Raw genomic sequence first — 25,624 nt, forward strand, 5'->3', positions numbered from 1 at the left:
CAAAGCAATGTTGGTCTGTGGGAGCAAAGCTTGCTCGCGATGCAGGCACCTCGTTTCCCCGGAAGCCGGCGCCGTCTTCATCGCGGGCAAGCCTTGCTCCCACACAACACCGCCAGAAAGTTATCCCGCGCCACCTTCCGCGCCACGTCTTGCGGCAAGGCATCGAGAAACGGATCGAAACTGCGCAGCTCCTGGCCCAACTTGTCGAACCGCCCGACGACATCCGACCCCACCATGAAGCGCTCAGGAAAGCGCTCCACCAGCTTTACCCACTCATCCCGGGGCTTGCCCGCCTCGTCCAGCAAGTACGGCGTGAGCACGCTCCAGGACAGGTCTATGTACAGATTGGGGTAAGCCTCGAGCATGCGGGTCAGAGTCGGCAACAGAAAATCCAAGTTGGTCTGGTGGCGATGGATTTCCATGCTGGTACCGGCGTGGGCCCAGATGAAGCGCGTGTGCGGGTGATTGCGCAACGGCTCCTCGATTTCTGCCAGGTACAGCGGATTTTTCTCACGCTTGGAAGTGATGTTGGAATGCAGCATCACCGGCAGATCGTTCTCGGCCGCCAGGTGATAGATCCGCGTCATGGCTTCGTTGTTGGCCCGTGGGGTGTCGCCCGCGGTCAGCGCCGTCAGGTCGTCATGGCGGGTGAAGACCTCGCCGATGCCTTGCCACAACCCCGGGTAGAGATCGAGCATGCGCTGGATGTGGGCGGCGGAGTTCTTGTCGTTGGGGTTGAAGCCCGACAGGAATGGATGGAAGTGCCGACGTTGTTCGGCGGTCAGTTTGCTCACCGCTGCCGCGACAATCACGTCGGTGGCGCTGTACCAATAGGCATCCGCGTCGTCACCGGCGTAATAGCGCGGACGCTTGGGCTCGTCCTCATGCCATTTCTTGGCCACCGGCACACCGGAAATCATCACATGCTCAATGCGATTGTCCGTCATCGCCTGGAGCAACTCGGGCATGCCAGCGCTTTCCTGAAAGAAATCGACGTAATGCAGGTGTGCATCGCTGTAGGCATATTCGCGGGCAACGGCGCCGCTACTCGAAACGACCAGCAGCCAGGCGAAGATCAAACGGGTCAAGGGCACGGGCAGTCTCCAATAGCCATGAACACCGTAGACCCCAACCGTCCCGCTCGGGTTCAAGGCGCATCTGCCGCGCCTGCCGGCGGCGGGTTATGCTTCGTGCAACCGTTGTTCAACCTGGAAGACAACATGACCACTCCCCTGACCATTCGCCCCCGCGCCGAAGATGTCGAAGGCCAGCCGATTCTTCGCCCGCTGCCGTCCGCCAAATGCCGCAGCGTCGGGCCTTTCGTGTTTTTCGATCACATGCTGCAAACCACCTACCCGGCCGGCAAAGGCATGAACATCCGCCAGCATCCGCACATCGGCCTGTCCACACTCACCTACCTGTTCGAAGGCAAACTCCAACACAAGGACAGCCTGGGTTCCGACCAGGTGGTGGACGCCGGGGATGTCAGTTGGATGACCGCTGGCAGCGCCATCGCCCATGTCGAACGCACCCCTGAGTCATTGCTGGGCAACGCTTTTGTCATGCACGGGTTGCAAGTCTGGCTGGCCTCACCCCAGTCCCACGAACAGGGTCCCGGCCACTACAGTCATCACCCGGCACATAGCCTGCCCGTCAGCGAGAACCTGGGGGTCAGCATCCGCATGATCGCCGGGTCAGGCTTTTGCCTGGAATCGCCGGTGCCGGTACTGTCGCCGACGCTGTATGCCGAATTGAACCTGCAAACTGCAACGACCTTGCTGATTCCCACCGAGCATGCGGAGCGGGCCCTGTACGTATTGAGCGGTGAGGCGTTGCTGGACGGCGAGCCGGTGCAGGCTCACTCCTTGGTGATATTGCCGACAGCGGAAGAAATGACGCTGTTTGCCGACAGCGACTGCCATGCCGTGCTGTTCGGCGGTGCGCCCCTGGACGGGCCGCGACGGATCAACTGGAACTTCGTCTCCAGCGACCCGGCCCGGCTCGATGAAGCCCGCCGGCGCTGGGCGGCAGGGGATTGGCCGACGGTGCCGGGGGAAAGCGAGCGGATCGAGTTGCCCTAGATTCAAGGTTGCCTGTCAGGCAGTCATCGCGAGCAAGCTCGCTCCCACACTGGATCGGTGTCGTTCGCAAGTGCTGCGAACCCCCCGGTCAAATGTGGGAGCGAGCTTGCTCGCGATGGCTTTGTATCAAACGCCCCAATCTCAGCCCCTGAACACTTCATCCAACAAGTTATGCATCGACCGGAACGCCCGCCCGGCAACCTTGGCGTCGTACATCATCTTGCCCGGCACATTGGCCTGCGGGTCGGTGAACGAATGCACCGCACCGCCGTAGCTCAGCAGTTGCCAATCCACCCCGGCGGCGTTCATTTCAGCTTCGAAGGCCGGTAGCTGCTCTTTCGGCACCAGCGGGTCGGAGGCGCCATGCATGACCAACACCGCGCCCTTGATGTTCTGCGCATCGGCCGGGTTTGGCGTATCCAGGGTGCCGTGGAAGGAAATCGCCGCCTTCAGCGGTGCGCCGCTACGGGCCAGTTCCAGGGCGCAGCAGCCCCCAAAGCAAAAGCCGAACGTGGCCAGCCTGGAAGCGTCGACCTGCGCTTCGCCCTGGCTCTGCAGTTGCTCGAACGCCGCCTGCATGCGCTTGCGCAACAAGGCCCGGTCGTTCTTGAGGGGCATCATCGCCGCCCCCGCCTCATCGGCATTGCTCGGGCGGACCGTCTGCCCGTACAGGTCGGCGATCAACACCACATAACCGTTGGCCGCCACCGACTTGGCGATCTCCTCGGCCCCCGCCCCTACGCCCATCCAGTTCGGTGCCATCAGCAAGCCCGGGCGCGGGCCCTGCTGATTGACGTCGAAGGCCAGGCGGCCTTCATAACTTTGCCCTTCGATCTGATAGACCAGCGAACGAACCGTAACCTGACTCATGACTGACTCCTCTTGAACGGAACACCGGAAATGAAAAAACCCGCCGAAGCGGGTTTTTCCTGCACTTGCTTAAGCTGACAGTTCAACCAGCAGCTTGTTCAGGCGACGCACATACGCCGCCGGGTCCTTCAGGCTGTCGCCAGCTGCCAGGGCCGCTTGGTCGAACAGGATGTGCGACAGATCGCCGAAACGCTCTTCGCTCTGCTCGTTGTCGAGTTTTTCCACCAACGGGTGGGCCGGGTTGAATTCGAAGATCGGCTTGGAGTCCGGGACTTTCTGGCCGCTGGCTTCGAGGATCTGGCGCATTTGCAGGCCCAGGTCCTGCTCACCGATGGCCAGGATCGCCGGGGAATCGGTCAGGCGGTGCGAGACACGCACTTCGCTGACTGCGTCGCCCAGGGCGGTCTTGATCCGCTCGACCAAGCCTTCCTTGCTCTTGGCGACTTCTTCGGCGGCCTTCTTGTCTTCTTCCGAATCCAGGTTGCCAAGGTCCAGGTCACCACGCGCCACGTCGACAAAGCTCTTGCCGTCGAATTCGCTGAGGTAGCTCATCAGCCACTCGTCGATGCGGTCGGTCAGCAGCAGCACTTCGATGCCTTTCTTGCGGAAGACTTCCAGGTGCGGGCTGTTCTTGACCTGTGCATAAGTTTCACCGGTCAGGTAGTAGATCTTGTCCTGGCCTTCCTTGGCGCGGGCCAGGTAATCGGCCAGGCCAACGATCTGCTCGCCATCGTCACCCTGGGTCGACGCAAAGCGCAGCAGGCCGGCGATTTTCTCTTTGTTGGCGAAGTCCTCGGCCGGGCCCTCTTTCATGACCTGGCCGAAGTTTTTCCAGAAGCCCTTGTACTGCTCGGGCTCGTTCTTCGCCAGTTTTTCCAGCATGTCCAGCACGCGCTTGGTCAGTGCAGACTTCATGGAATCGATGATCGGGTCTTTCTGCAGGATTTCCCGCGAAACGTTCAACGACAAATCGTTGGAATCCACCACACCCTTGATGAAGCGCAGGTACAACGGCAGGAACGATTCGGCCTGGTCCATCACGAACACGCGCTGCACGTACAGTTTCAGGCCGCGTGGCGCTTCGCGCTGGTACAAATCGAACGGTGCACGGGCCGGCACGTACAGCAGCGAGCTGTATTCCAGCTTGCCTTCGACCTTGTTATGGCTCCAGCTCAGTGGGTTCTCGTAGTCGTGGGCGATGTGCTTGTAGAACTCCTGGTATTCCTCGTCTTTCACCTCGGTGCGCGGACGGGTCCACAAGGCACTGGCGCGGTTGACGGTTTCCCATTCCACTTCAGGCTTTTCTTCGCCTTCGGCAGCGGTGACTTCCTTCGGCAACTCGATCGGCAGCGCGATATGGTCGGAGTACTTCTTGATGATGTTGCGCAGGCGCCAGCCATCGGCGAACTCGTCTTCGCCGGACTTGAGGTGCAGCACGATGCGGGTACCACGATCAGCCTTGTCGAGGGTGGCGACTTCAAACTCGCCCTCGCCCTTGGACGACCAGTGCACGCCTTCGCTCGCAGCGACGCCGGCACGGCGGCTGAACACTTCGACCTGGTCGGCAACGATGAACGCGGAATAGAAACCGACGCCGAACTGACCGATCAGGTGGGAATCCTTCTTCTGATCGCCCGACAGGTTCTTCATGAAGTCGGCGGTGCCGGACTTGGCGATGGTGCCCAGGTGCGTGATCACCTCTTCGCGGCTCATGCCGATGCCGTTGTCTTCGAGGGTGACGGTTCTGGCGTCCTTGTCGAAGCTCACACGGATTTTCAGCTCAGCGCCGCCTTCCAGCAATTGGGGCTTGGAAAGGGCTTCGAAACGTAATTTGTCGACAGCGTCAGAGGCGTTCGAAATCAACTCGCGAAGGAAAATTTCCTTATTGGAATACAGCGAGTGAATCATCAGGTGCAGCAGTTGCTTCACCTCGGTCTGGAAGCCCAGGGTTTCCTTTTGAGTTTCCACGCTCATGGTCATCAAACTCCAAGTGGATGGTGGTGTCCGCCTCGCTGAGATTGGCGGCGGGATGTCCTCAAGGTGGGGGCAACGCTGATGATTTCAAGGGCGATCCGGTTTTGAAGGCTCCTGGATCTTGAAATGTGCCCGGGCAGTGGCGATGGGTTCGGCCTCGACGTCTTGCCAGGCGGTGATCGCGACGTTGGCGACCCGCCGGCCCTGGCGCCAGACCTGGCATTTGGCGTAGGTGTCGCGAAACTGTCCGGTGCGCAGGTAATCCAGGGAAAAGTCGATGATTTTCGGTATGCCCGGCGTGCCGGTGGCGATCAACAAATGCACGGCAGCGGCCAGTTCCATGAACCCGGCGATGACCCCACCGTGGATGGCCGGCAGTAAAGGGTTACCAATGTTGTCTTTGTTGGCCGGCAGGCGAAACAACAAGTCGTCGCCCTGGCGCGTGCATTCGACACCGATGAGTTGGGCATAGGGAATCGAGGCGAGCAGCAGCGCGTAGTCGCCCTGCTCGCAGGCGCGGCGCAGTTGTTCCTGGGTGGTATCGGTCATGGCTGGCCCACGGCGGTCATTGGGCTGGCCTTCCCCATGCCCCTGGCATGCTGGCCCAGGCGCATGAAGGTGCCCACCACATGGGCGATGGGTTGCTCGGGATCGTCCTGATAGGCGAAACCCCGGCTGAAGATCACGTCCGGGGTCACCCGATAGCATTGCGCGAAGCCGTAGACATCTTTGTGGGGCTCGGCGGCGTGCATGTAGTCGATGCGCAGGTCGAGGGTGGGACAGACTTCGAATTGCGGCAGCACACATAGGGTCGACATGCCGCACGCAGTGTCCATCAATGAGGTCAATGCCCCGCCGTGGATGATGCCCGTCAGGGGATTGCCGACAATTTGCGGGCTGAACGGCAGGATGACCGTCAGCCCGTCACGACTGGCGCTGTGCAGCTTCAAGCCCAGCACCTGGCAATGCCTGAGTGCGGATAAAAAGCGTGTCGCACGCTCAAAAACGGGGTCTTCGGCCATTTGATTAACGCTCCAGTGAGTGACGAGACCTGGCGACAGGCGCGATCCACAAAGTTCCGTTGCAGTGCAAAGTTATATATCTGTTATGCAACAGGAACTTAATCCGAGGGGTGGCGTTCAAAAGGCCAGTAGTTATTTCCATAAGGAGAAACACCCCATGCGTAAGACTTTTGCTATTGCCTTGATGTTGGCCGCTTCCCTCGGCCTCGCTGCCTGCGATAAAAAATCCGAGGACAAAGCTCAAGATGCCCAACAACACGCTGAGCAAGCTCAGCAAGACATGAACAAAGCACAGGATAAAGTGAACGACGCGGCGAAAGAAAACGCCGAAGCCGCCAAAGCTCAGTCTGAATCGAACAGCGCCGCTCAGCAGGAAAATGCCCCTGCTCCCGAAGCGCCTAAAACCAACTGATACGGTTTTAGCGGCAAAAGAAAACCCGCCTGGTGCGGGTTTTCTTTTGCCTGCGATTTGGCGGCGTCGGCTGTCAGGCCGCTTCCTTGCCCACCTCGGGCACTGGCGCTTCCGTGGGGGTATAGACCATCACGTCCAGCACATCGGAGTGAAACTCGCGCTGGTACAACACAAACACCACGCCAGCACTCATCAACATGAATAACCAGGGGCTGACGAACCACGCCAACATGGTCATGCCGAAGTAATAGGCACGCAGGCCGAAGTTGAACTGGTTAGCGGCCATGGAGATCACTCGCGCCGCCCTTAATGCAAAGGCCTTGCGCTCTTGCTCCGACACATGGCGCTCGCCGATCATCGGTGCCGAGCCAATCAGGACTGCCGCGAAGTTGTACTGGCGCATGCACCAACTGAACGTGAAGAACGCATACACGAACACCAGTGCCAGGCACAGCAACTTGACCTCCGCCATGCCCTGGGAAGCCTGCTGCACCATGGGGATGTCCGCCAGCAACGACACCGCCCGATCGGACGCCCCGAGTACTGTCAGGATACCGGCCAGGATGATCAGTGTGCTGGAGGCGAAAAATGATGCGTTGCGCTCCAGGTTGCCGATCACGCTGGCATCGGCGATACGGTTCTCACGCAGCAACATGCGGCGCATCCAGTCTTCGCGGTACAGGTGCATCACACTGGCCAGGCAGGCCGTGTCGCGCGCCTTCCAGGTGGCATAACGGGTGTAGCCCGCCCAGCAGATGATGAACCAGGCGGCGGCAAGCAGGTGGATCAGGTTGGCTTGGATGAATGACATTCGATTTCCTGTGTGTCTAAAAACATGACGTCTAAAGCCAGACTTGCCTTGAAATGCCGACCTGTGGGAGCGAGCTTGCTCGCGATGGCGTCGGATCAGTCAGCGATGAGGTGGCTGATAGACCGCTATCGCGAGCAAGCTCGCTCCCACAGGGTTCTGTGCAGGTTTTTCAAGACACTGCTTCGACGTTAGTCCATGGAAAAAGACACTGCACTCAAAAAAAATGCCCCGTATCGATTGATACGGGGCATTTCAGTTCTTGCCGATGGATCTGCCTGTAGGCCGCTTAAGCCAACGCTTCGCTGCGTTTGCCCAGCAGGCGATCGCACACCACCGCGACCGCCAGGGTCATCACCGAAGGCACCAGCCAGGCCAGGCCTTGCTCGCTCAGCGGCAGATGGGCCAGTTGCGTCGGCATCCAGTCCGCCAGGCCGGCGCCCTTGAGCGCATCGATCAGGCCAAACAGGAATGACACCAGCATCACCGGGCCAACGATGCGCCCCTGCTCGTGCCAGAAGTCCTTGCAGAAGCTCAGGGCCACCAGGGCGATGCACGGTGGGTAGATCGCGGTGAGGACCGGAATCGAAAAGGCGATCAGCTTGGTCAGGCCCAGGTTGGACACCAGCAGCGAAAAGGCCGCCAGGATCACGACCAGGGTCTTGTAGGACAGCGGCAGTACGCGGCTGAAGTACTCGGCGCAGGCGCAGGTCAGGCCGACAGCAGTCACCAGGCACGCCAGGGAGATCAGCACCGCCAGGAAACCGCTGCCCAGGCTGCCGAAGGTGTGTTGCACGTAGGCATGCAGCACAGCCGCGCCGTTGGTCGCGCCCATGGCCACTTCATGGCTGCCCGAACCCAGGCGGAACAGGCTGACGTAGACCAGCGCCAGGCCCACCCCGGCAATCAGCCCGGCGATGATCGCATAGCGGGTGATCAAGGCCGGCGACTCGACGCCCCGGGAACGGATCGCGTTGACGATGACAATGCCGAACACCAAGGCGCCCAGGGTATCCATGGTCAGGTAGCCATTGATGAACCCTTGGGAGAACGGTGCCGCGATGTACTCGGGAGTGGCCACGCCGATATCACCCGCGGGCAAGGCAAACGCCGCGATGCCGAGCACGGCCAGGGCGATGATCTTCAGTGGCGCCAGGAAGCGTCCGACGGTGTCCAGCAGGCGGCCCGGGTAGAGCGAGATGAAAAACACCAGCAGGAAATACGCGGCACTGTAGAGGAACAGCGCCAGCGGGCTTTCACCGGTCAACGGCGCCAAGCCGACTTCGAACGAAACGGTGGCGGTACGCGGCGTGGCGAACAACGGGCCGACGGCCAGGTAGCACACCGCCGCCAGCAAGCCGCCGGCGACCTTGCCGATGGGGCTGCTCAAGGCGTCCATCGCACCGCCCACCTTGGCCAGTGCAACGACCGTGATGACCGGCAGCCCGACCGCCGTGATCAAAAAGCCCAGCGCCGCCATCCAGACATGAGGCCCGGACTGCAAACCGACGATAGGCGGGAAGATGATGTTGCCGGCCCCGACGAACAGGGCAAATGTCATGAAACCAAGCGCCAGGACATCCTGGCCTTTCAACACTTTCATTAAGGAAACCACACTACTGAATCGGAATTTAGAGAGGGATTTCCCTTATGGGTGAGGGAAATGCTGCCGATCCGTATGGGACCGACCCGTTTAGCGCGGCGCTTCCTTGTGGGCAGCGGTCGCAAAAATGGCTGCTAGCCTAACGAATTTGGCGATGAAACGCACTGTAAAGGGGCAAACTATCCGATGTGCGACGTCCGCGTGTCGCGTTTTTGCATGTAAATGGTTGGCGACTGTAATTCCGTCATCGCGAGCAAGCTCGCTCCCACAATGAAATTCACTCATGCCCTTGTGGCGAGGGAGCTTGCTCCCGCTGGGCTGCGCAGCGGCCCCAATGCAGGCAAACCGGATCTATCCAGGTAAAACGGCGCGGCCTGGTTTACGACTGCTGCGCAGCCGAGCGGGAGCAAGCTCCCTCGCCACAAGAGCCTCCCTACATTCCCCAAGTAGAGCGGCTGTACAGTCGGCCAGAAACGACAAAGGCCACCCGAAGGTGGCCTTTGTTGCTGGAGCGAAAAGGTCAGCCGAAGCTTACTTCTTCATTTCCCAGCCAGTCAGCTCGGCCAGGGCCTTGCCGATGTCTGCCAGCGAACGCACGGTTTTCACGCCTGCGTCTTGCAGAGCAGCGAATTTCTCGTCTGCAGTGCCTTTGCCGCCAGAGATGATTGCGCCAGCATGGCCCATGCGCTTGCCCGGAGGAGCAGTCACACCAGCGATGTAGGAAACAACCGGCTTGGTCACGTTGGCCTTGATGTAGGCAGCCGCTTCTTCTTCAGCCGAACCGCCGATCTCACCGATCATGACGATCGCTTCGGTCTTCGGGTCTTCCTGGAACAGCTTCAGGATGTCGATGAAGTTCGAGCCTGGGATCGGGTCACCGCCGATGCCGACGCAAGTCGACTGACCGAAACCGGCGTCAGTGGTCTGCTTCACAGCTTCGTAGGTCAGGGTGCCGGAACGGGAAACGATACCGACCTTGCCTGGCAAGTGAATGTGACCTGGCATGATGCCGATCTTGCATTCGCCTGGGGTGATCACGCCTGGGCAGTTAGGGCCGATCAGGGTGATACCCAGCTCGTCGCACTTGACCTTGGCTTCCAGCATGTCGATGGTCGGGATGCCTTCGGTGATGCAGACGATCAGCTTGATGCCGCCGAACGCTGCTTCAAGGATGGAGTCCTTGCAGAAAGGAGCTGGAACGTAGATCACGCTGGCGGTGGCGCCAGTGGCGGCTACAGCGTCTTTCACGGTGTTGAACACTGGCAGGCCCAGGTGCTCGGTGCCGCCTTTGCCTGGCGTTACGCCGCCAACCATCTTGGTGCCGTATTCCAGGGCTTGCTGGGTGTGGAAACTACCTTGCGAACCGGTAATACCCTGGCAGATAACCTTGGTGTCTTTATTGATCAGGACGCTCATTATTTGCCCTCCGCAGCTTTGACAACTTGTTGAGCAGCGTCGGTCAGGCTGGTAGCAGCGATGATGTTCAAACCGCTTTCTGCCAGTACTTTAGCGCCCAGCTCAGCGTTGTTGCCTTCAAGGCGAACAACAACCGGGATTTTCACGCCAACTTCTTTCACGGCGCCGATGATGCCTTCGGCAATCATGTCGCAGCGAACGATGCCGCCGAAGATGTTGACCAGTACTGCAGCGACGTTGGTGTCGGACAGGATGATCTTGAACGCTTCGGTTACGCGTTCCTTGGTAGCACCACCGCCCACGTCGAGGAAGTTGGCTGGCTTGCCGCCATGCAGGTTGACGATGTCCATGGTACCCATGGCCAGGCCAGCACCGTTGACCATGCAGCCGATGTTACCTTCCAGGGCTACGTAGTTCAGTTCGAACTTGGCAGCGTGCGCTTCGCGCGGATCGTCTTGCGACGGATCGTGGAAAGTCTTCAGCTTAGGCTGACGGTACATGGCGTTGGCGTCGATGTTGATCTTGGCATCGAGGCAGTGCAGGTCGCCGTCGGCCTTGATCACCAGCGGGTTCACTTCCAGCAGTGCCAGGTCGTGGTCCTGGAACAGCTTGGCCAGACCTACGAAGATCTTGGCGAATTGAGTGACCTGCTTGCCTTCCAGGCCCAGCTGGAATGCCAGCTCGCGACCCTGGAATGGCTGTGCGCCAACCAGTGGATCGATGGTGGCCTTGAGGATTTTCTCAGGGGTATCGTGAGCGATTTTCTCGATGTCCACGCCACCTTCGGTGGAAGCCATGAACACGATGCGGCGGCTCGAACGGTCAACGACAGCGCCCAGGTACAGCTCTTTAGCGATATCAGTGCACGATTCAACCAGGATCTTGGTGACTGGCTGACCGTTGGCGTCAGTCTGGTAAGTCACCAGACGCTTGCCCAGCCACTGCTGTGCGAAGGCTTTGGCGTCTTCTTTGCTGCGAACCAGCTTGACGCCGCCCGCTTTACCGCGACCACCGGCGTGAACCTGGGCTTTGACAACCCATTCGCTGCCGCCGATTTTGTCGCAAGCTTCTGCTGCCGCTTCCGGGGTGTCTACCGCGTAACCGGTGGATACTGGCAGGCCGTACTCAGCGAACAGCTGCTTACCCTGATACTCGTGAAGATTCATGCTTATTACCGTCTTCGTTAGGTACTGCGCATTCGGTGCTGCACCGTTCTGGTGCCGCACCACCTGTGACTGCTGCTTGCGTAGCGTTCCAGTTAACCGGTTCGGCTACGCAAGGCTGCGTCCAGCGGATATTCCGCGGTGAGTCTTGCTCGCAAGGCTCACGACGGGCCATACCGCCGTGGTTTCTTATTGTCTATCAACGCTTCTTGCGGTTGGCCACGTGGATGGCGCCGCCATTTACGGCCAGGGCCGCTTCGTGCAAGGCTTCGGACAGGGTCGGATGGGAGAAGACCATCATGCCCAGATCTTCAGCGCTGGTGCCGAATTCCATGCCGATCGCGCCTTGCTGTACCAGCTCGGCAGCGCTTGGGCCAATGACGTGAACGCCCAATACGCGATCCGTCTTGGCATCGGCGATGACTTTCACGAAACCACCGGTATCGTTGGCTGCCATGGCACGGCCACTGGCTGCAAACGGGAAGGTGCCGACGTTAACTTCAACGCCTTCGGCTTTCAAGGCCTGCTCGGTCTTGCCAACCCATGCGATTTCCGGGTGGGTGTAGATAACCGATGGGATCAGGTCATAGTTCATCTGGGCTTTGTGGCCCTTGATGCGCTCGACGACCATGATGCCTTCTTCGGATGCCTTGTGTGCCAGCATCATGCCGCGAACCACGTCACCGATGGCGAAGACGCCCGGTACGGTGGTAGCGCATTGATCATCAACCTGGATGAAGCCGCGCTCATCGATTTCCACGCCGCTGTCGGCAGCCAACAGGTCGGTGGTCACAGGACGACGGCCGACCGCGACGATCAGCTTGTCGAAGGTGATGGTCTGTTCGCCGTTGGTGTCGGTGTAGGTGACCACGACTTCTTCGCCGTTGACCTTCGAACCGGTGACGCGAGCGCCCAGCTTGATGTCCAGGCCCTGTTTGGTCAGGGTTTTCAGCGCTTCCTTGGAAACCGCAGTGTCAGCGGCCATCAGGAAGGTGTCGAGGGCTTCCAGTACGGTCACTTGCGCGCCCAGGCGCGACCATACCGAACCCAGCTCGAGGCCGATCACGCCGGCGCCGATCACGCCCAGGCGTTTTGGTACGCTCTGGAACTCCAGGGCGCCGGTGGAATCGACGATCACGTTCTGGTCGACCGGAGCCGGTGGAATGTCGATCGGACGCGAGCCTGGTGCCAGGATGACGTTTTCGGCTTCGATCACTTCAACCGAACCGTCTGGCTTGGTCACTTCGACTTTCTTGCCCATCAGCAGCTTGCCGTGACCCTGGATCGAGGTCACGCCGTTGGCCTTGAACAGGGTAGCAACGCCGGAGGTCAGGCCTTTGACGATGTTGGCCTTGCGACCGACCATCGCCGGCACGTCCATGGTCACGCCAGCGTGGTTGATACCATGGATCTTGAAGCCATCCTGCGCTTCGTGGAACTTCCAGGAGCTGTCCAGCAGCGCCTTGGAAGGAATGCAACCGACGTTCAGGCAAGTACCGCCGAGGGCCAGCTTGCCCTCCTTGTCGGTGTATTTCTCGATGCAGGCAGTGGTAAGGCCCAGTTGCGCAGCCTTGATGGCCGCTACGTAGCCGCCAGGGCCCGCACCAATCACTACCACGTCGAATTTCTGAGTCATGAGTCATTCCTTTTCGAATCAAACCGGACGATCACTTGTGATGACCGTCGAGGGACGAAACCGGTTGTTTCAGCAAGAGGCCGGTCACAACAGACCGGCCCTCGCGGCGAAAATCAGATATCCAGCAGCAGACGAGCCGGATCTTCAAGCAGGTTCTTGATGGTGACCAGGAACGTCACGGCTTCTTTGCCGTCGATCAGGCGGTGATCGTAGGACAGTGCCAGGTACATCATCGGACGAATCACGACCTGACCATTGATCGCCATAGGACGCTGCAGAATGTTGTGCATGCCCAGGATAGCCGCTTGTGGCGGGTTGACGATCGGGGTCGACATCATCGAGCCGAATGTACCACCGTTGGTGATGGTGAACGTACCGCCGGTCATCTCTTCGATGGACAGCTTGCCGTCACGGGCCTTCTTGCCGAAGGTGGCGATGCCGCCTTCGATTTCGGCCAGGCTCATCAGTTCGGCGTTACGCAGTACCGGAACCACCAGGCCACGGTCGCTGGAAACAGCAACACCGATATCGGCGTAGCCGTGGTAGACGATGTCGGAACCGTCGATCGACGCGTTGACGGCCGGGAAGCGTTTCAGCGCTTCGGTGGCAGCCTTGACGAAGAACGACATGAAGCCCAGGCGTACGCCATTGTGGGACTTCTCGAACAGATCCTTGTACTTCGAACGCAGGGCCATGACTTCGGTCATGTCGACTTCGTTGAAAGTGGTCAGCATCGCCATGTTCGACTGGGCTTCTACCAGACGCTTGGCCACGGTAGCGCGAACGCGGGTCATCGGAACGCGTTTTTCAACGCGGTCACCGGCAGCGAACACCGGAGCGGCAGCGGCAGGTGCGGCAGGCTTGGCTGGCGCGGCGGCTGGCGCGGCTTTCTTGGCGGCAACGGCGGCAACCACGTCTTCCTTGGTCACACGACCGCCTTTGCCAGTGCCGGCAACGGAAGCGATGTTGATGCCATTCTCTTCAGCCAGCTTGCGAGCAGCAGGGGCAGCGACAGGATCGTCTTCGCCACCAGCGGCTGGAGCAGCAGCCTGAGCGGCAGCCGGTGCAGCAGCGGCCGGAGCAGCGGCAGCAGCACCGCCCTCTTCGATCGAGCCCAGGACCTGGTTCGACAGAACGGTAGCGCCCTCCCCGGCAACGATTGCGCCCAGCACGCCGTCAGCTTCGGCCAATACTTCCAGCACGACCTTGTCGGTCTCGATGTCGACGATCAGGTCGTCACGCTTGACGGCCTCGCCTGGTTTCTTGTGCCAGGTGGCAACGGTGCCATCGGCAACCGATTCCGGGAATGACGGGGCTTTGATTTCGATAGCCATTATCTGTGGGTCCTTAAAATTCGGTTTCAGTCAGCGCGAAGGCGTTAAACAGTGAAGGCATCTTGCAGCAGTTTTTCCTGCTGCTCGGCGTGCATCGACGCATAACCACACGCAGGTGCAGCAGAAGCATCACGGCCGGCATATTCCAGGCCCAGGGCCTTGTTATGGTTGCCGATGCTGCGACGCAGGTGATGCTGGCTGCTGTACCACGCGCCTTGGTTCATCGGTTCTTCCTGACACCACACCACATGGGTGAGGTTGGTGTAAGGCGCGATGGCCTCCATCAGGTCTTCTTCCGGGAACGGGTAAAGCTGCTCGATACGCACGATGGCGATGTCTTCGCGGCCTTCGGCACGACGTTTTTCCAGCAGGTCGTAGTAGACCTTGCCGCTGCACAGGACCAGGCGAGTGACCTTCGCCGCATCCAGGGTGTCGATTTCCGAAATAACGGTCTGGAACGAGCCTTCGGCCAGATCCTCGAGCGTGGAGATCGCCAGTTTGTGACGCAGCAGCGACTTCGGTGTCAGCACGATCAGCGGCTTGCGCAGCGGACGGATGACTTGACGACGCAGCAGGTGGTAGATCTGCGCCGGAGTCGTCGGTACGCAGACCTGGACGTTGTGCTCGGCGCACAGCTGCAGGTAACGCTCCAGACGTGCCGAAGAGTGCTCCGGCCCCTGCCCTTCATAACCGTGTGGCAACAGCATGGTCAGACCGCAGAGACGGCCCCACTTGTGCTCGCCGCTGGTGATGAACTGGTCGACAACCACCTGGGCACCGTTGGCGAAGTCGCCGAACTGGGCTTCCCAGATCACCAGCGCATTTGGCTCGGTGGTGGAGTAGCCATATTCGAACGCCAGGACGGCTTCTTCGGACAGCAGCGAATCGTACAGGTCGAAACGTGGCTGGCCTTTGTACAGGTGCTGCAGCGGGATGTGGGTGCTGGCGTCTTTCTGGTTGTGCAGCGCCGCGTGGCGGTGCGAGAAAGTACCGCGGCCTACGTCCTGGCCGGTGATGCGAATCGGGTGACCTTCGAACGCCAGGGTCGCGTACGCCATGGTTTCGGCGTAACCCCAGTTGATCGGCAGGCCGCCGGCTTGCATCTTCTGCCGGTCTTCGTAGATTTTCGCGACCTGGCGCTGAACCACGAAGCCTTCCGGGATTTCCAGCAGCTTGGCGGACAGTTCCTGCAGGGTCTTGAGGTCGAAACGGGTGTCGTGACGCGCGGTCCAGGCGTGGCCCAGGTATGGACGCCAGTCCACGAACAGCTCTTTGTTCGGCTCTTTGACCAGGCTTTTTACAACGTGCAGGCCGTTATCCAGGGCATTGCGATATTCATCGACTTTTTCCTGGACGCGCGCTGCATCCAGCACACCGCCCTGGGTCAGGCGCTCGGCATACAGCTCACGAGTAGTGCGCTGCTTGGCGATCTGCTGGTACATCAGCGGCTGGGTGCCGCTTGGCTCGTCGGCCTCGTTGTGGCCGCGACGACGGTAGCAGACCAGGTCGATCACCACGTCGCGCTTGTACTGCATGCGGTAGTCGATGGCCAACTGGGTCACGAACAGCACGGCTTCCGGGTCATCGCCATTCACATGGAGAATCGGCGCCTGGATCATCTTCGCGACGTCGGTTGCGTACTCGGTGGAGCGCGAGTCTTCCGGGTTGCTGATGGTGAAACCGACCTGGTTGTTGATCACGATGTGCACGGTACCGCCGGTCTTGAAACCGCGGGTCTGCGACATCTGGAAGGTTTCCATGACCACGCCTTGACCGGCGAATGCCGCGTCACCGTGGATGGAGATCGGCAGGACCTTTTCACCGGTCGGGTCGTTGCGGCGATCCTGGCGGGCACGGACCGAACCCTCGACCACCGGGGAAACGATTTCCAGGTGGGACGGGTTGAAGGCCATGGCCAGGTGCACTTCGCCACCTGTGGTCATCACGTTGGACGAGAAGCCCTGGTGGTATTTCACGTCACCGGAACCCAGCTCGACCTTCTTCTTGCCTTCGAACTCGTCGAACAATTCGCGCGGGTTCTTGCCGAAGGTGTTGACCAGTACGTTCAGACGACCACGGTGGGCCATGCCGATGACGATTTCCTTGGTGCCGTAGGAACCCGAACGCTGGATCAGTTCGTCCAGCATCGGAATCAGGCTTTCACCACCTTCCAGGCCAAAACGCTTGGTGCCCGGGTATTTGGTACCCAGGTACTTCTCCAGGCCTTCACCGGCGGTAACGCGCTCGAGCAAGTGGCTCTTGATATCGGCGGAGTACGTCGGACGGCCACGAACGCTTTCCAGACGCTGCTGGAACCACTGGCGCTGCTCGGAATCGGTGATGTGCGTGAATTCAGCGCCGATGGTGCGGCAATATGTCTGCTGCAACGCTTCGTGAATTTCGCGTAGGCTCGCTTCCTCTTTGCCGATGAACAGGTCGCCGGCACGGAAGGTCGTATCAAGATCGGCATTGGTCAAGCCGTAATGAGTGATCGACAGGTCTGCAGGTGCAGGACGCTGCCACAGCCCCAGCGGGTCGAGCTGGGCTGCTTGGTGGCCTCGCATCCGGTAGGCCTGGATCAGTCGCAGCACTTCAACTTGCTTCTTCTCGTGTTCACTGCTCACGCTGCCGGCAGATACCGGTTGAGCGCGGCGCTGGTTCTTTGCCAGCAACACGAAATGATCGCGAATCGTCGAGTGCGAAACATCAGTGGCAGAGTTACCGTCAGCCGGCAACTTCTGAAAGTAGGTGCGCCATTCTTCTGGCACAGCGTTAGGGTCGTGCAGGTAGAGCTCGTAGAGCTCTTCCACATAGGCAGCGTTACCACCGGAGAGGTGGGCACTGTTCCACATGCGCTGCATCACGCTTTCTTGCATGCTTGGTCACCCTCGATTAGGGGAACACCACCGGCGAAAACACCGAGCAAACTTGCAGAAGTCCGAGTGCAGCGACTAAAACAAGCCACTTAGGATCACGCTGATAGTCCGGGTACCAGCCCGGATGCCCCTGCTTGTCTCATTTCTTCAAAATAAGAACCGCCGCTTTGTAAGCGGCTGTTCTGGTTATAGCCTGAGCGCGGGTTGAAGCCCGCGCCTGGCCTTCTACGGGTAAAGCGGTCCTACGGGTACAGCAGCTGAATCACACGCCGCTCTGCAGCAGCATGTTACGTACGTGACCGATGGCCTTAGTCGGGTTCAGGCCTTTCGGGCAGACGTTGACGCAGTTCATGATCCCGCGGCAGCGGAATACGCTGAACGGGTCATCCAGTGCAGCCAGACGCTCGGACGTCTTGGTGTCACGGCTGTCTGCCAGGAAGCGGTAAGCTTGCAGCAGGGCGGCCGGGCCCAGGAACTTGTCCGGGTTCCACCAGAACGATGGGCACGAGGTCGAGCAGCAAGCGCACAGGATGCACTCGTACAGACCGTCGAGCTTTTCACGCTCTTCTGGAGACTGCAGACGCTCGATGGCCGGAGCCGGCGTGTCGTTCTGCAGGTATGGCTTCACCTTCTCGTATTGCTTGTAGAAGATGCTCATATCGACGACCAGGTCACGGATAACCGGCAAACCTGGCAACGGACGAACGATCAGCTTGTTGCCCTTGACCACCGCAGACAGCGGCGTGATGCAGGCCAGGCCGTTCTTGCCGTTGATGTTCATGCCGTCGGAGCCGCAAACGCCCTCGCGGCAAGAGCGACGATAGGAGAAACCCTCGTCCTGCTCTTTGATCAGGGCCAGCACGTCCAGCACCATCAGGTCTTTACCACCGGTATCGACCTGGAATTCCTGCATGAACGGCGCAGCGTCCTGATCAGGGTTGTAGCGATAAACACTGACTTGCAACATGGCGGCCACCCTTAATAAGTCCGAATCTTAGGTTCAAAAGTCGGAACAGTCTTCGGCGAGAAGTTCACAGCACGCTTGGTCACGCGCTTGTCACCCGGGAAGTAAAGGGTGTGGCACAGCCAGTTTTCGTCGTCACGATCTTCGAAGTCTTCACGGGCGTGAGCGCCGCGGGACTCTTTACGTACTTCGGCAGCAATGGCGGTAGCTTCAGCCACTTCCAGCAGGTTCTGCAATTCCAGCGCTTCGATACGGGCAGTGTTGAACGCCTGCGACTTATCGTTGATCTTCACGTTGGCGATTCGTTCACGCAATTGCGCCAGCTGGGCAATACCCTTCTGCATGTATTCGCCGGTACGGAATACACCGAAGTAGTTCTGCATGCAGTTTTGCAATTCGCGACGCAGGGTCGCCACGTCTTCGCCTTCGGTACGCTCGTTCAGAGCGGACAGACGCGCCAGGGCGGCTTCGATGTTGGCGTCGGTGGCATCGTCGTATTCGATACCGTCGGACAGGGCTTTTTCCAGGTGCAGGCCAGCAGCGCGACCGAAGACCACCAGGTCGAGCAACGAGTTGCCGCCCAGGCGGTTTGCACCGTGGACCGATACGCACGCCACTTCACCCACTGCGAACAGGCCAGGGATGATTTCGTCCACGCCTTCGGCGTTCTGAGTGATTGCCTGGCCATGAATGTTGGTGGCAACGCCGCCCATCATATAGTGGCAGGTTGGAACCACTGGAACCGGCGCAACGACCGGGTCGACGTGAGCGAAGGTCTTGGACAGTTCGCAGATACCTGGCAGGCGGCTGTGCAGCACTTCCTCGCCCAGGTGGTCGAGCTTGAGCATCACGTGGTCGCCATTCGGGCCACAGCCGTTGCCGGCGATGATCTCTTTAACCATCGAACGGGCAACCACGTCACGACCGGCAAGGTCCTTGGCGTTCGGAGCATAACGCTCCATGAAACGCTCGCCGTGCTTGTTGATCAGGTAACCGCCTTCACCGCGGCAACCTTCGGTGACCAGTACACCGGCGCCGGCGATGCCGGTTGGGTGGAACTGCCACATTTCGATGTCTTGCACCGGTACGCCTGCACGCAGGGCCATGCCAACGCCGTCACCGGTGTTGATCAGGGCATTGGTGGTGGAGGCATAGATACGACCTGCACCGCCGGTCGCCAGTACGGTGGCCTTGGCGCGGATGTAGGTGGTTTCGCCGGTTTCGATGCAGATCGCGATCACGCCGACAAAAGCGCCATCCTGGTTCTTCACCAGATCGACAGCGTAGTACTCGTTCAGGAACACGGTACCGGCTTTCAGGTTGCCCTGGTAAAGGGTGTGCAGCAGTGCGTGACCGGTACGGTCGGACGCTGCGCAAGTACGTGCAGCCTGACCGCCCTTGCCGTAGTCCTTGGACTGGCCACCGAACGGACGCTGGTAGATACGACCTTGCTCGGTACGCGAGAAAGGCATGCCCATGTGGTCCAGTTCGTAAACGGCAGCCGGGCCTTCCTGACACATGTATTCGATAGCATCCTGGTCACCGATATAGTCGGAACCCTTGACGGTATCGTACATGTGCCAGCGCCAGTCATCGTTCGGGTCGGCCGAAGCGATGGCACAGGTGATGCCGCCCTGGGCGGAAACAGTGTGCGAACGGGTCGGGAAGACCTTGGTGATCACGGCAGTCTTGTGACCGCCCTGTGCCAGTTGCAGCGCCGCGCGCATGCCGGCACCGCCACCACCAATGATGATGGCGTCGAAAGAAATCGTTGGAATGTTAGCCATGGATCAGATACCCCAGAGAATCTGCACACCCCAGACGAAGTAAGCGAACATCGCAACGCCGCATACTGCCTGGAAGAGGAAACGTACGGCAGTCGCCGACTTGCCGAACGCCATTGGCGTCAGGTAGTCGGTCGCGATGGTCCACATACCGACCCAGGCGTGAGCGCCCAGTGCGACAAGGGCCAGCAGACTGAAGATGCGCATCCAGTTGTTTGCGAACAGTTCATGCCATTGGGCGTAGCCAATGCCAGGGTTTGCCACGACATATCCGATCAGGAAAATGAAGTAAGCCGCGAGAACGACCGCAGACACACGCTGGGCCATCCAGTCGTAGAGGCCCGAACGCGAAAGGTTCGTGACGTTGGTTACCATATCCAGACTCCTGCCAGAACGATCAGCACCGCAGACACGGCGATAATGATTTTCGAGCCCAGCTTGCCGCCTTCCAGCGTCTCACCGATGCCCATGTCCATGATCAAATGGCGCACACCGGCAACCAAGTGATACAGCAAGGCGGACAGGATGCCCCAAATCACTAGCTTGGCTAGCGGACTGGTCAGACACGCTTTCACCTGACCGAAGCCTTCTTCCGAATCGAGCGACTTGTCCAATGCATAAAGCATGATGGCCAGGCTGACGAAGAGGATGACACCGGAAATACGGTGAAGAATGGACGTGTAAGCAGTGACTGGGAGTTTGATGGTCCTTAGGTCTAGGTTTACAGGTCGTTGGCTTTTCACGGCTTTTTTTTCACACTGAAGAGCCCCTAACAATCAGGGCAAAGTTGTTGGGGCGCGCACTGGTCAGGTACTCACCACCCAGGGAGTGACGACCCCCAAGAAAGCAGGCCCAAAAGCCCCTGGCGGTCGGTGGCCGAGTATAGACAGTTAGGCTACTAATGACAACGCGTTCACCTTCCCCTAATAGCGCATTGCACATACGGCGCAAAAGGCGTAAACGGCAGGTAATTTCGCGGAAAAAGTCCGGTTAAAGCCTTCTGGAGCAAGACTTTAGGCAAATTGACATTCGGATTTATCTCACTATAGTGGTGCGGGCCCTGCGTGGGGGGTCTGTCTGATGATTCCAAGCATTAATAGGAGGCCACATGGCTGACAAAAAAGCGCAGTTGATCATCGAGGGCGCAGCCCCCGTCGAGCTGCCCATTTTAACCGGCACCGTTGGTCCCGATGTAATCGACGTACGGGGCCTGACGGCCACGGGCCGTTTCACCTTTGACCCAGGTTTCATGTCGACCGCCTCGTGCGAGTCGAAGATCACCTACATCGACGGCGACAACGGCATCCTGCTGCACCGCGGCTACCCGATCGAGCAACTGGCTGAAAAATCGGACTACCTGGAAACCTGCTACCTGCTGCTCAATGGCGAGCTGCCAACCGCAGAGCAAAAGGCCCAGTTCGTCAGCACCGTGAAGAACCACACCATGGTTCACGAGCAGCTGAAGACCTTCTTCAACGGCTTCCGTCGCGATGCCCACCCGATGGCCGTCATGTGCGGCGTTGTCGGCGCCCTCTCGGCCTTCTACCACGACTCCCTGGACATCAATAACCCCCAGCATCGCGAAATCTCCGCGATTCGCCTGGTGGCGAAGATGCCGACCCTGGCAGCCATGGTCTACAAGTACTCCATGGGCCAGCCCATGATGTACCCGCGCAACGACCTGACCTATGCAGAGAACTTCCTGCATATGATGTTCAACACCCCGTGCGAGATCAAACCGATCAGCCCGGTGCTCGCCAAGGCCATGGACCGGATCTTCATCCTCCACGCCGACCACGAGCAGAACGCCTCCACGTCCACCGTGCGCCTGGCCGGCTCGTCGGGTGCCAACCCGTTCGCCTGTATCGCCGCCGGTATCGCCGCGCTCTGGGGCCCTGCCCACGGCGGCGCCAACGAAGCGGTACTGACCATGCTCGATGAAATCGGCGATGTCTCCAACATCGACAAGTTCATCGCCAAGGCCAAGGACAAGAACGATCCGTTCAAGCTGATGGGCTTCGGTCACCGGGTCTACAAGAACCGCGACCCGCGCGCCACCGTCATGAAGCAAACCTGCGACGAAGTGCTCAAGGAACTGGGGATCACAAACGATCCGCAACTCGAACTGGCCATGCGCCTGGAAGAAATCGCCCTGACCGACCCATACTTCATCGAGCGCTCGCTGTACCCGAACGTCGACTTCTACTCGGGGATCATCCTCAAGGCGATCGGCATTCCAACCAGCATGTTCACCGTGATCTTCGCCCTGGCGCGGACCGTGGGCTGGATCTCCCACTGGAAGGAAATGCTCTCCAGCCCGTACAAGATCGGCCGCCCGCGCCAGCTGTACACCGGCTACGAGTCGCGTGACATCACCCAGCTGGAAGATCGCAAGTAAGGCCTGCCTTGCCATAGGTCCCACGCTGCACTGAAACAGCCCCTGCTTCTTATATATAAGAGCAGGGGCTGTTTTGTTTAGGCCTCCTATTTATTCACCAGCAGGGCTGACGCCTTCGCGAGCAAGCCCACATTGAGCCCTGTGTACGGCGCAAATCCCCTGGGTACATATCCGTTGCTGCGGTAACGGCCACTTAGGGTTCCGCCCTGACGGCGGCTCACTTTTGAGAAGCGCAAAAGTAAGCAAAACGCTCATGCCCCACCACTTGGTGCCTCGCTTAGGCTCGGCATGCCCTCACTCCGGCATTGCTCCGTGGGCCCGCCGCGAAGGGCCATCCATGGCCCAGCGCGGCTATCCCGGCATCCATGCCGGGATACCCACTGCGCAATGCCTGCGTTCGGCCAGCGTGGTTAATGGGGCGTCGAAATCAACGTCCACCGCGAGGCGGCCTAGTAGCCGACCTGGCTCGTCCGGTCGTACACCCATCAGATCTGTTTGAGCAGGACCTGTGGGAGCAAAGCTTGCTCGCGATGAGGCCAGTAAGCTCAACATCCATGTGACTGAACCACCGCCATCGCGAGCAAGCTTTGCTCCCACAGGAGAAACGCGGTCTCACCAAGAACCAGGTCGGCTATCAGGCCGCCTCGCGGTGGACGTTGATCTCGGCGCCCCGTTAACCACGATGGCCGAACGCAGGCATTGTGGAGTGGGTATCCCGGCATGGATGCCGGGATAGCCGCGCTGGGCCATGGATGGCCCTTCGCGGCGGGCCCACGGAGCAATGCCGGAGTGAGGGCACACCGAGCCTAGGCGAGGTGCCGAGTGGTGGGGCAAGAGCGTTTTGCTTACTTTTGCGCTTCTCAAAAGTGAGCCGCCGTCAGGGCGGAACCCTAAGCCGCCGTTACCGCAGCAACGGATATACACCCTTACCCCAATGGGTCGAAACTGAAGATCCACAGCCTTAAGTGAACAGCATTACCTGTGGGAGCGAGCTTGCTCACGAAGACGTCATCACTCAAACCACAGCTATCACACACAAAAAAAATACCCCAGCCTCTCGACCGGGGTATTTCTTCAAGCACTTATCTCTACATCAATGGCTAACCGCCCCACTCGCCCCCAGGCCAGTCTGCGAACGCACGAACTGCGGGAAGAACAGCGCCCGCTCGTTTGCACCTTCAGCCGACTTGTCGGTGATGGAGAAGAACCAGATGCCGACAAAGGCAATGGCCATCGAGAACAGCGCAGGGTATTCATACGGGAAGATCGCCTTCTCGTGACCCATGATCTGCACCCATATGGTCGGACCGAGCACCATCAGGCCCACGGCACTGACCAGGCCCAGCCAGCCGCCAATCATGGCGCCACGGGTGGTCAGCTTCTTCCAGTACATCGAAAGCAGCAGTACCGGGAAGTTGCAGCTCGCCGCGATGGAGAACGCCAGGCCCACCATGAACGCGATGTTCTGCTTCTCGAACAGGATGCCCAGGCCGATCGCCAGCACCGCCAGGGCGATGGTGGTGATTTTCGAGACGCGAATCTCGTCCTTCTCGTTGGCCTTGCCTTTCTTGATCACACTGGCATACAGGTCATGGGACACCGCCGAGGCACCGGCCAGGGTCAGGCCCGCGACGACCGCCAGGATGGTGGCGAAGGCTACCGCCGAGATGAAGCCCAGGAAGATACTGCCGCCCACAGCGTTGGCAAGGTGTACCGCCGCCATGTTGTTGCCGCCGAGCAAGGCACCTGCCGCGTCCTTGAAGGCCGGGTTGGTGCTGACCAGCAGGATCGCGCCGAAGCCGATGATGAAGGTCAGGATGTAGAAGTAACCGATGAAGCCAGTGGCATACAGCACGCTCTTGCGCGCTTCCTTGGCGTCGCTCACGGTGAAGAAGCGCATCAGGATATGCGGCAGGCCTGCGGTACCGAACATCAGTGCCAGCCCCAGGGAGAAGGCCGAAATCGGATCCTTCACCAGGCCGCCAGGGCTCATGATCGCCTCACCTTTAGGGTGAACCTTGACCGCCTCGGCAAACAGCATGTTGAAGTCGAAGTTGACGTGCTTCATGACCATCAGGGCCATGAACGAAGCACCCGAGAGCAACAGCACCGCTTTGATGATCTGTACCCAGGTGGTGGCCAGCATGCCGCCGAACAACACGTAGAGGCACATCAGGATACCGACCAGGATCACCGCAACGTGGTAGTCCAGGCCGAACAGCAGCTGGATCAGCTTGCCGGCACCGACCATTTGCGCGATCAGGTAGAACGCCACCACCACCAGCGAGCCGCTGGCAGACAGGGTGCGGATCTGGGTTTGCCCCAGGCGGTAGGACGCCACATCGGCAAAGGTATATTTACCCAGGTTACGCAGGCGCTCGGCGATCAGGAACAGGATGATCGGCCAGCCCACCAGGAAGCCGATGGAGTAGATCAAGCCATCGTAGCCCGAGGTGAACACCAGCGCGGAAATCCCCAGGAAGGACGCCGCCGACATGTAGTCGCCCGCGATTGCCAGGCCGTTCTGGAAGCCGGTGATCTTGCCGCCGGCCGCATAGTAGTCGGCCGCCGAGTTGTTTTTCTTGGACGCCCAGTAGGTGATATACAAAGTCGCGCCGACGAAGGCCACGAACATCAGGATAGCCGCGACGTTGAGGGGTTGTTTCTGCACGGCGCCGGTCAGGGCTTCAGCCGCCCAGGCGCCCGGGGCGAACGCTGCGATGCTCAATAGAGCCAGTAGACGCCGGATCATTGCTGAGCCTCCTTGAGAATCGCATTGTTCAAGTCGTCGAACTCGCCGTTGGCGCGCCGTACGTAGATACCAGTCAGGATGAAGGCCGAGAGAATCAGGCCGACACCGATGGGAATGCCCCAGGTGATAGTGGACTCAGGCGAGATCTTGGCCCCGAGAATGTGTGGCCCGTAGGCGATCAGAAGAATGAAGCCGGAATACAGCCCAAGCATGATCGCCGAGAGAATCCAGGCGAACTTTTCCCTTTTTCTCACCAGCTCCTTGAAGCGGGGGCTGTTTTGAATAGAGAGGTAAATGCTGTCGTTCATTGTTTTTATCCTCGCAGCACAGATTTAATTGGAACGACCCTACTCTATGCGGCTCAAGGCCAGGTTCCAGACGACCTTAGTATTAGAACGACATGACGGTGCTGCCCATTTCCCGCACATTTTCGCAATGGTTTCCTGTGGGAGCGAGCTTGCTCGCGATAGCGGCGTGTCTGCTTGCATCTCTGTTGAATGTTGCACCGTCATCGCGAGCAAGCTCGCTCCC

Annotated in this window: 21 protein-coding genes; 3 read left to right on the forward strand and 18 right to left on the reverse strand. The window is 59.6% G+C overall.

Features of this window, described 5'->3' with window-relative positions:
- Window positions 1–77: 77 nt before the first annotated feature.
- A complete protein-coding gene (locus Q7F16_RS28310) occupies window positions 78–1,100 on the reverse strand; it encodes an amidohydrolase family protein (protein WP_409557324.1) in 1,023 nt (340 codons plus the stop codon).
- Window positions 1,101–1,220: 120 nt separating this feature from the next.
- On the opposite strand from Q7F16_RS28310, the gene Q7F16_RS28315 reads away from it, so the two are divergent.
- A complete protein-coding gene (locus tag Q7F16_RS28315) occupies window positions 1,221–2,081 on the forward strand; it encodes a pirin family protein (protein WP_409557321.1) in 861 nt (286 codons plus the stop codon).
- A gap of 141 nt (window positions 2,082–2,222) precedes the next feature.
- On the opposite strand, the gene Q7F16_RS28320 is transcribed toward Q7F16_RS28315, so the two are convergent.
- The 4 genes from Q7F16_RS28320 to Q7F16_RS28335 form a co-directional block, all read right to left on the reverse strand.
- A complete protein-coding gene (locus Q7F16_RS28320; RefSeq protein ID WP_186652412.1) occupies window positions 2,223–2,951 on the reverse strand; it encodes a dienelactone hydrolase family protein in 729 nt (242 codons plus the stop codon).
- Between the two features lie 69 nt (window positions 2,952–3,020).
- Window positions 3,021–4,925 carry a molecular chaperone HtpG gene (htpG, locus tag Q7F16_RS28325; RefSeq protein WP_409557320.1) on the reverse strand — a complete coding sequence of 635 codons (1,905 nt, stop codon included), beginning with the start codon at window positions 4,923–4,925 and terminating at the stop codon, window positions 3,021–3,023.
- 87 nt (window positions 4,926–5,012) lie between these two features.
- Complete coding sequence (locus Q7F16_RS28330) at window positions 5,013–5,474, reverse strand: PaaI family thioesterase (protein WP_409557319.1); 462 nt, start codon at window positions 5,472–5,474, stop codon at window positions 5,013–5,015.
- Window positions 5,471–5,947 (reverse strand): PaaI family thioesterase, encoded by a 477-nt coding sequence (locus Q7F16_RS28335; protein ID WP_014339577.1) that lies wholly within the window; start codon window positions 5,945–5,947, stop codon window positions 5,471–5,473. Before Q7F16_RS28335 ends, Q7F16_RS28330 begins: the two co-directional genes overlap by 4 nt.
- Window positions 5,948–6,104: 157 nt before the next feature.
- Here Q7F16_RS28335 and Q7F16_RS28340 point away from each other — a divergent pair, with 157 nt between their 5' ends.
- Complete coding sequence (locus tag Q7F16_RS28340) at window positions 6,105–6,359, forward strand: hypothetical protein (RefSeq protein ID WP_014339578.1); 255 nt, start codon at window positions 6,105–6,107, stop codon at window positions 6,357–6,359.
- A 73-nt stretch (window positions 6,360–6,432) separates the two neighbouring features.
- On the opposite strand, the gene Q7F16_RS28345 is transcribed toward Q7F16_RS28340, so the two are convergent.
- The 11 genes from Q7F16_RS28345 to sdhC all read right to left on the reverse strand — a co-directional run bounded on the left by Q7F16_RS28345 (window position 6,433) and on the right by sdhC (window position 20,686).
- The gene (locus Q7F16_RS28345; RefSeq protein ID WP_014339579.1) at window positions 6,433–7,170 is read right to left on the reverse strand and encodes a DUF599 domain-containing protein; all 738 of its coding nucleotides are present in this window, start codon (window positions 7,168–7,170) and stop codon (window positions 6,433–6,435) included.
- A gap of 286 nt (window positions 7,171–7,456) precedes the next feature.
- The gene (brnQ, locus tag Q7F16_RS28350) at window positions 7,457–8,770 is read right to left on the reverse strand and encodes a branched-chain amino acid transport system II carrier protein (protein ID WP_046063624.1); all 1,314 of its coding nucleotides are present in this window, start codon (window positions 8,768–8,770) and stop codon (window positions 7,457–7,459) included.
- Window positions 8,771–9,301: 531 nt separating this feature from the next.
- Window positions 9,302–10,186: a succinate--CoA ligase subunit alpha gene (gene sucD, locus Q7F16_RS28355; protein ID WP_014339581.1), complete on the reverse strand. Its 885-nt coding sequence runs from the start codon at window positions 10,184–10,186 to the stop codon at window positions 9,302–9,304.
- Window positions 10,186–11,352 carry an ADP-forming succinate--CoA ligase subunit beta gene (gene sucC, locus Q7F16_RS28360; protein WP_003179235.1) on the reverse strand — a complete coding sequence of 389 codons (1,167 nt, stop codon included), beginning with the start codon at window positions 11,350–11,352 and terminating at the stop codon, window positions 10,186–10,188. The genes sucD and sucC overlap by 1 nt, the downstream gene beginning before the upstream one ends.
- Window positions 11,353–11,548: 196 nt before the next feature.
- Window positions 11,549–12,985, reverse strand: coding sequence for a dihydrolipoyl dehydrogenase (gene lpdA / locus Q7F16_RS28365; protein WP_014339582.1), 1,437 nt, complete (start codon window positions 12,983–12,985; stop codon window positions 11,549–11,551).
- 113 nt (window positions 12,986–13,098) lie between these two features.
- A complete protein-coding gene (odhB, locus tag Q7F16_RS28370) occupies window positions 13,099–14,319 on the reverse strand; it encodes a 2-oxoglutarate dehydrogenase complex dihydrolipoyllysine-residue succinyltransferase (protein WP_409557318.1) in 1,221 nt (406 codons plus the stop codon).
- A 44-nt stretch (window positions 14,320–14,363) separates the two neighbouring features.
- Window positions 14,364–17,195, reverse strand: coding sequence for a 2-oxoglutarate dehydrogenase E1 component (locus tag Q7F16_RS28375; protein WP_014339584.1), 2,832 nt, complete (start codon window positions 17,193–17,195; stop codon window positions 14,364–14,366).
- Window positions 17,196–17,457: 262 nt separating this feature from the next.
- Window positions 17,458–18,162, reverse strand: a complete 705-nt coding sequence (locus tag Q7F16_RS28380; RefSeq protein WP_014339585.1) for a succinate dehydrogenase iron-sulfur subunit — start codon at window positions 18,160–18,162, stop codon at window positions 17,458–17,460.
- 11 nt (window positions 18,163–18,173) lie between these two features.
- Entirely contained in the window at window positions 18,174–19,946 is a 1,773-nt protein-coding gene (gene sdhA / locus Q7F16_RS28385) for a succinate dehydrogenase flavoprotein subunit (RefSeq protein ID WP_014339586.1), read from the reverse strand.
- A 3-nt stretch (window positions 19,947–19,949) separates the two neighbouring features.
- On the reverse strand, window positions 19,950–20,318 hold the full coding sequence (sdhD, locus tag Q7F16_RS28390) for a succinate dehydrogenase, hydrophobic membrane anchor protein (RefSeq protein ID WP_014339587.1): 369 nt from the start codon (window positions 20,316–20,318) through the stop codon (window positions 19,950–19,952).
- A complete protein-coding gene (gene sdhC / locus Q7F16_RS28395; RefSeq protein WP_003179220.1) occupies window positions 20,312–20,686 on the reverse strand; it encodes a succinate dehydrogenase, cytochrome b556 subunit in 375 nt (124 codons plus the stop codon). The genes sdhD and sdhC overlap by 7 nt, the downstream gene beginning before the upstream one ends.
- 365 nt (window positions 20,687–21,051) lie before the next feature.
- Here sdhC and gltA point away from each other — a divergent pair, with 365 nt between their 5' ends.
- On the forward strand, window positions 21,052–22,341 hold the full coding sequence (gene gltA, locus Q7F16_RS28400; RefSeq protein WP_014339589.1) for a citrate synthase: 1,290 nt from the start codon (window positions 21,052–21,054) through the stop codon (window positions 22,339–22,341).
- Between the two features lie 1,093 nt (window positions 22,342–23,434).
- Here gltA and Q7F16_RS28405 read toward each other — a convergent pair.
- Window positions 23,435–25,093 (reverse strand): cation acetate symporter, encoded by a 1,659-nt coding sequence (locus Q7F16_RS28405; RefSeq protein ID WP_046063622.1) that lies wholly within the window; start codon window positions 25,091–25,093, stop codon window positions 23,435–23,437.
- Window positions 25,090–25,401, reverse strand: a complete 312-nt coding sequence (locus tag Q7F16_RS28410) for a DUF485 domain-containing protein (protein ID WP_014339591.1) — start codon at window positions 25,399–25,401, stop codon at window positions 25,090–25,092. Before Q7F16_RS28410 ends, Q7F16_RS28405 begins: the two co-directional genes overlap by 4 nt.
- Window positions 25,402–25,624 lie beyond the last annotated feature (223 nt).

This window comes from Pseudomonas sp. Lb2C2 (assembly GCF_052112205.1).
Lineage (GTDB): Bacteria > Pseudomonadota > Gammaproteobacteria > Pseudomonadales > Pseudomonadaceae > Aquipseudomonas > Aquipseudomonas kilonensis.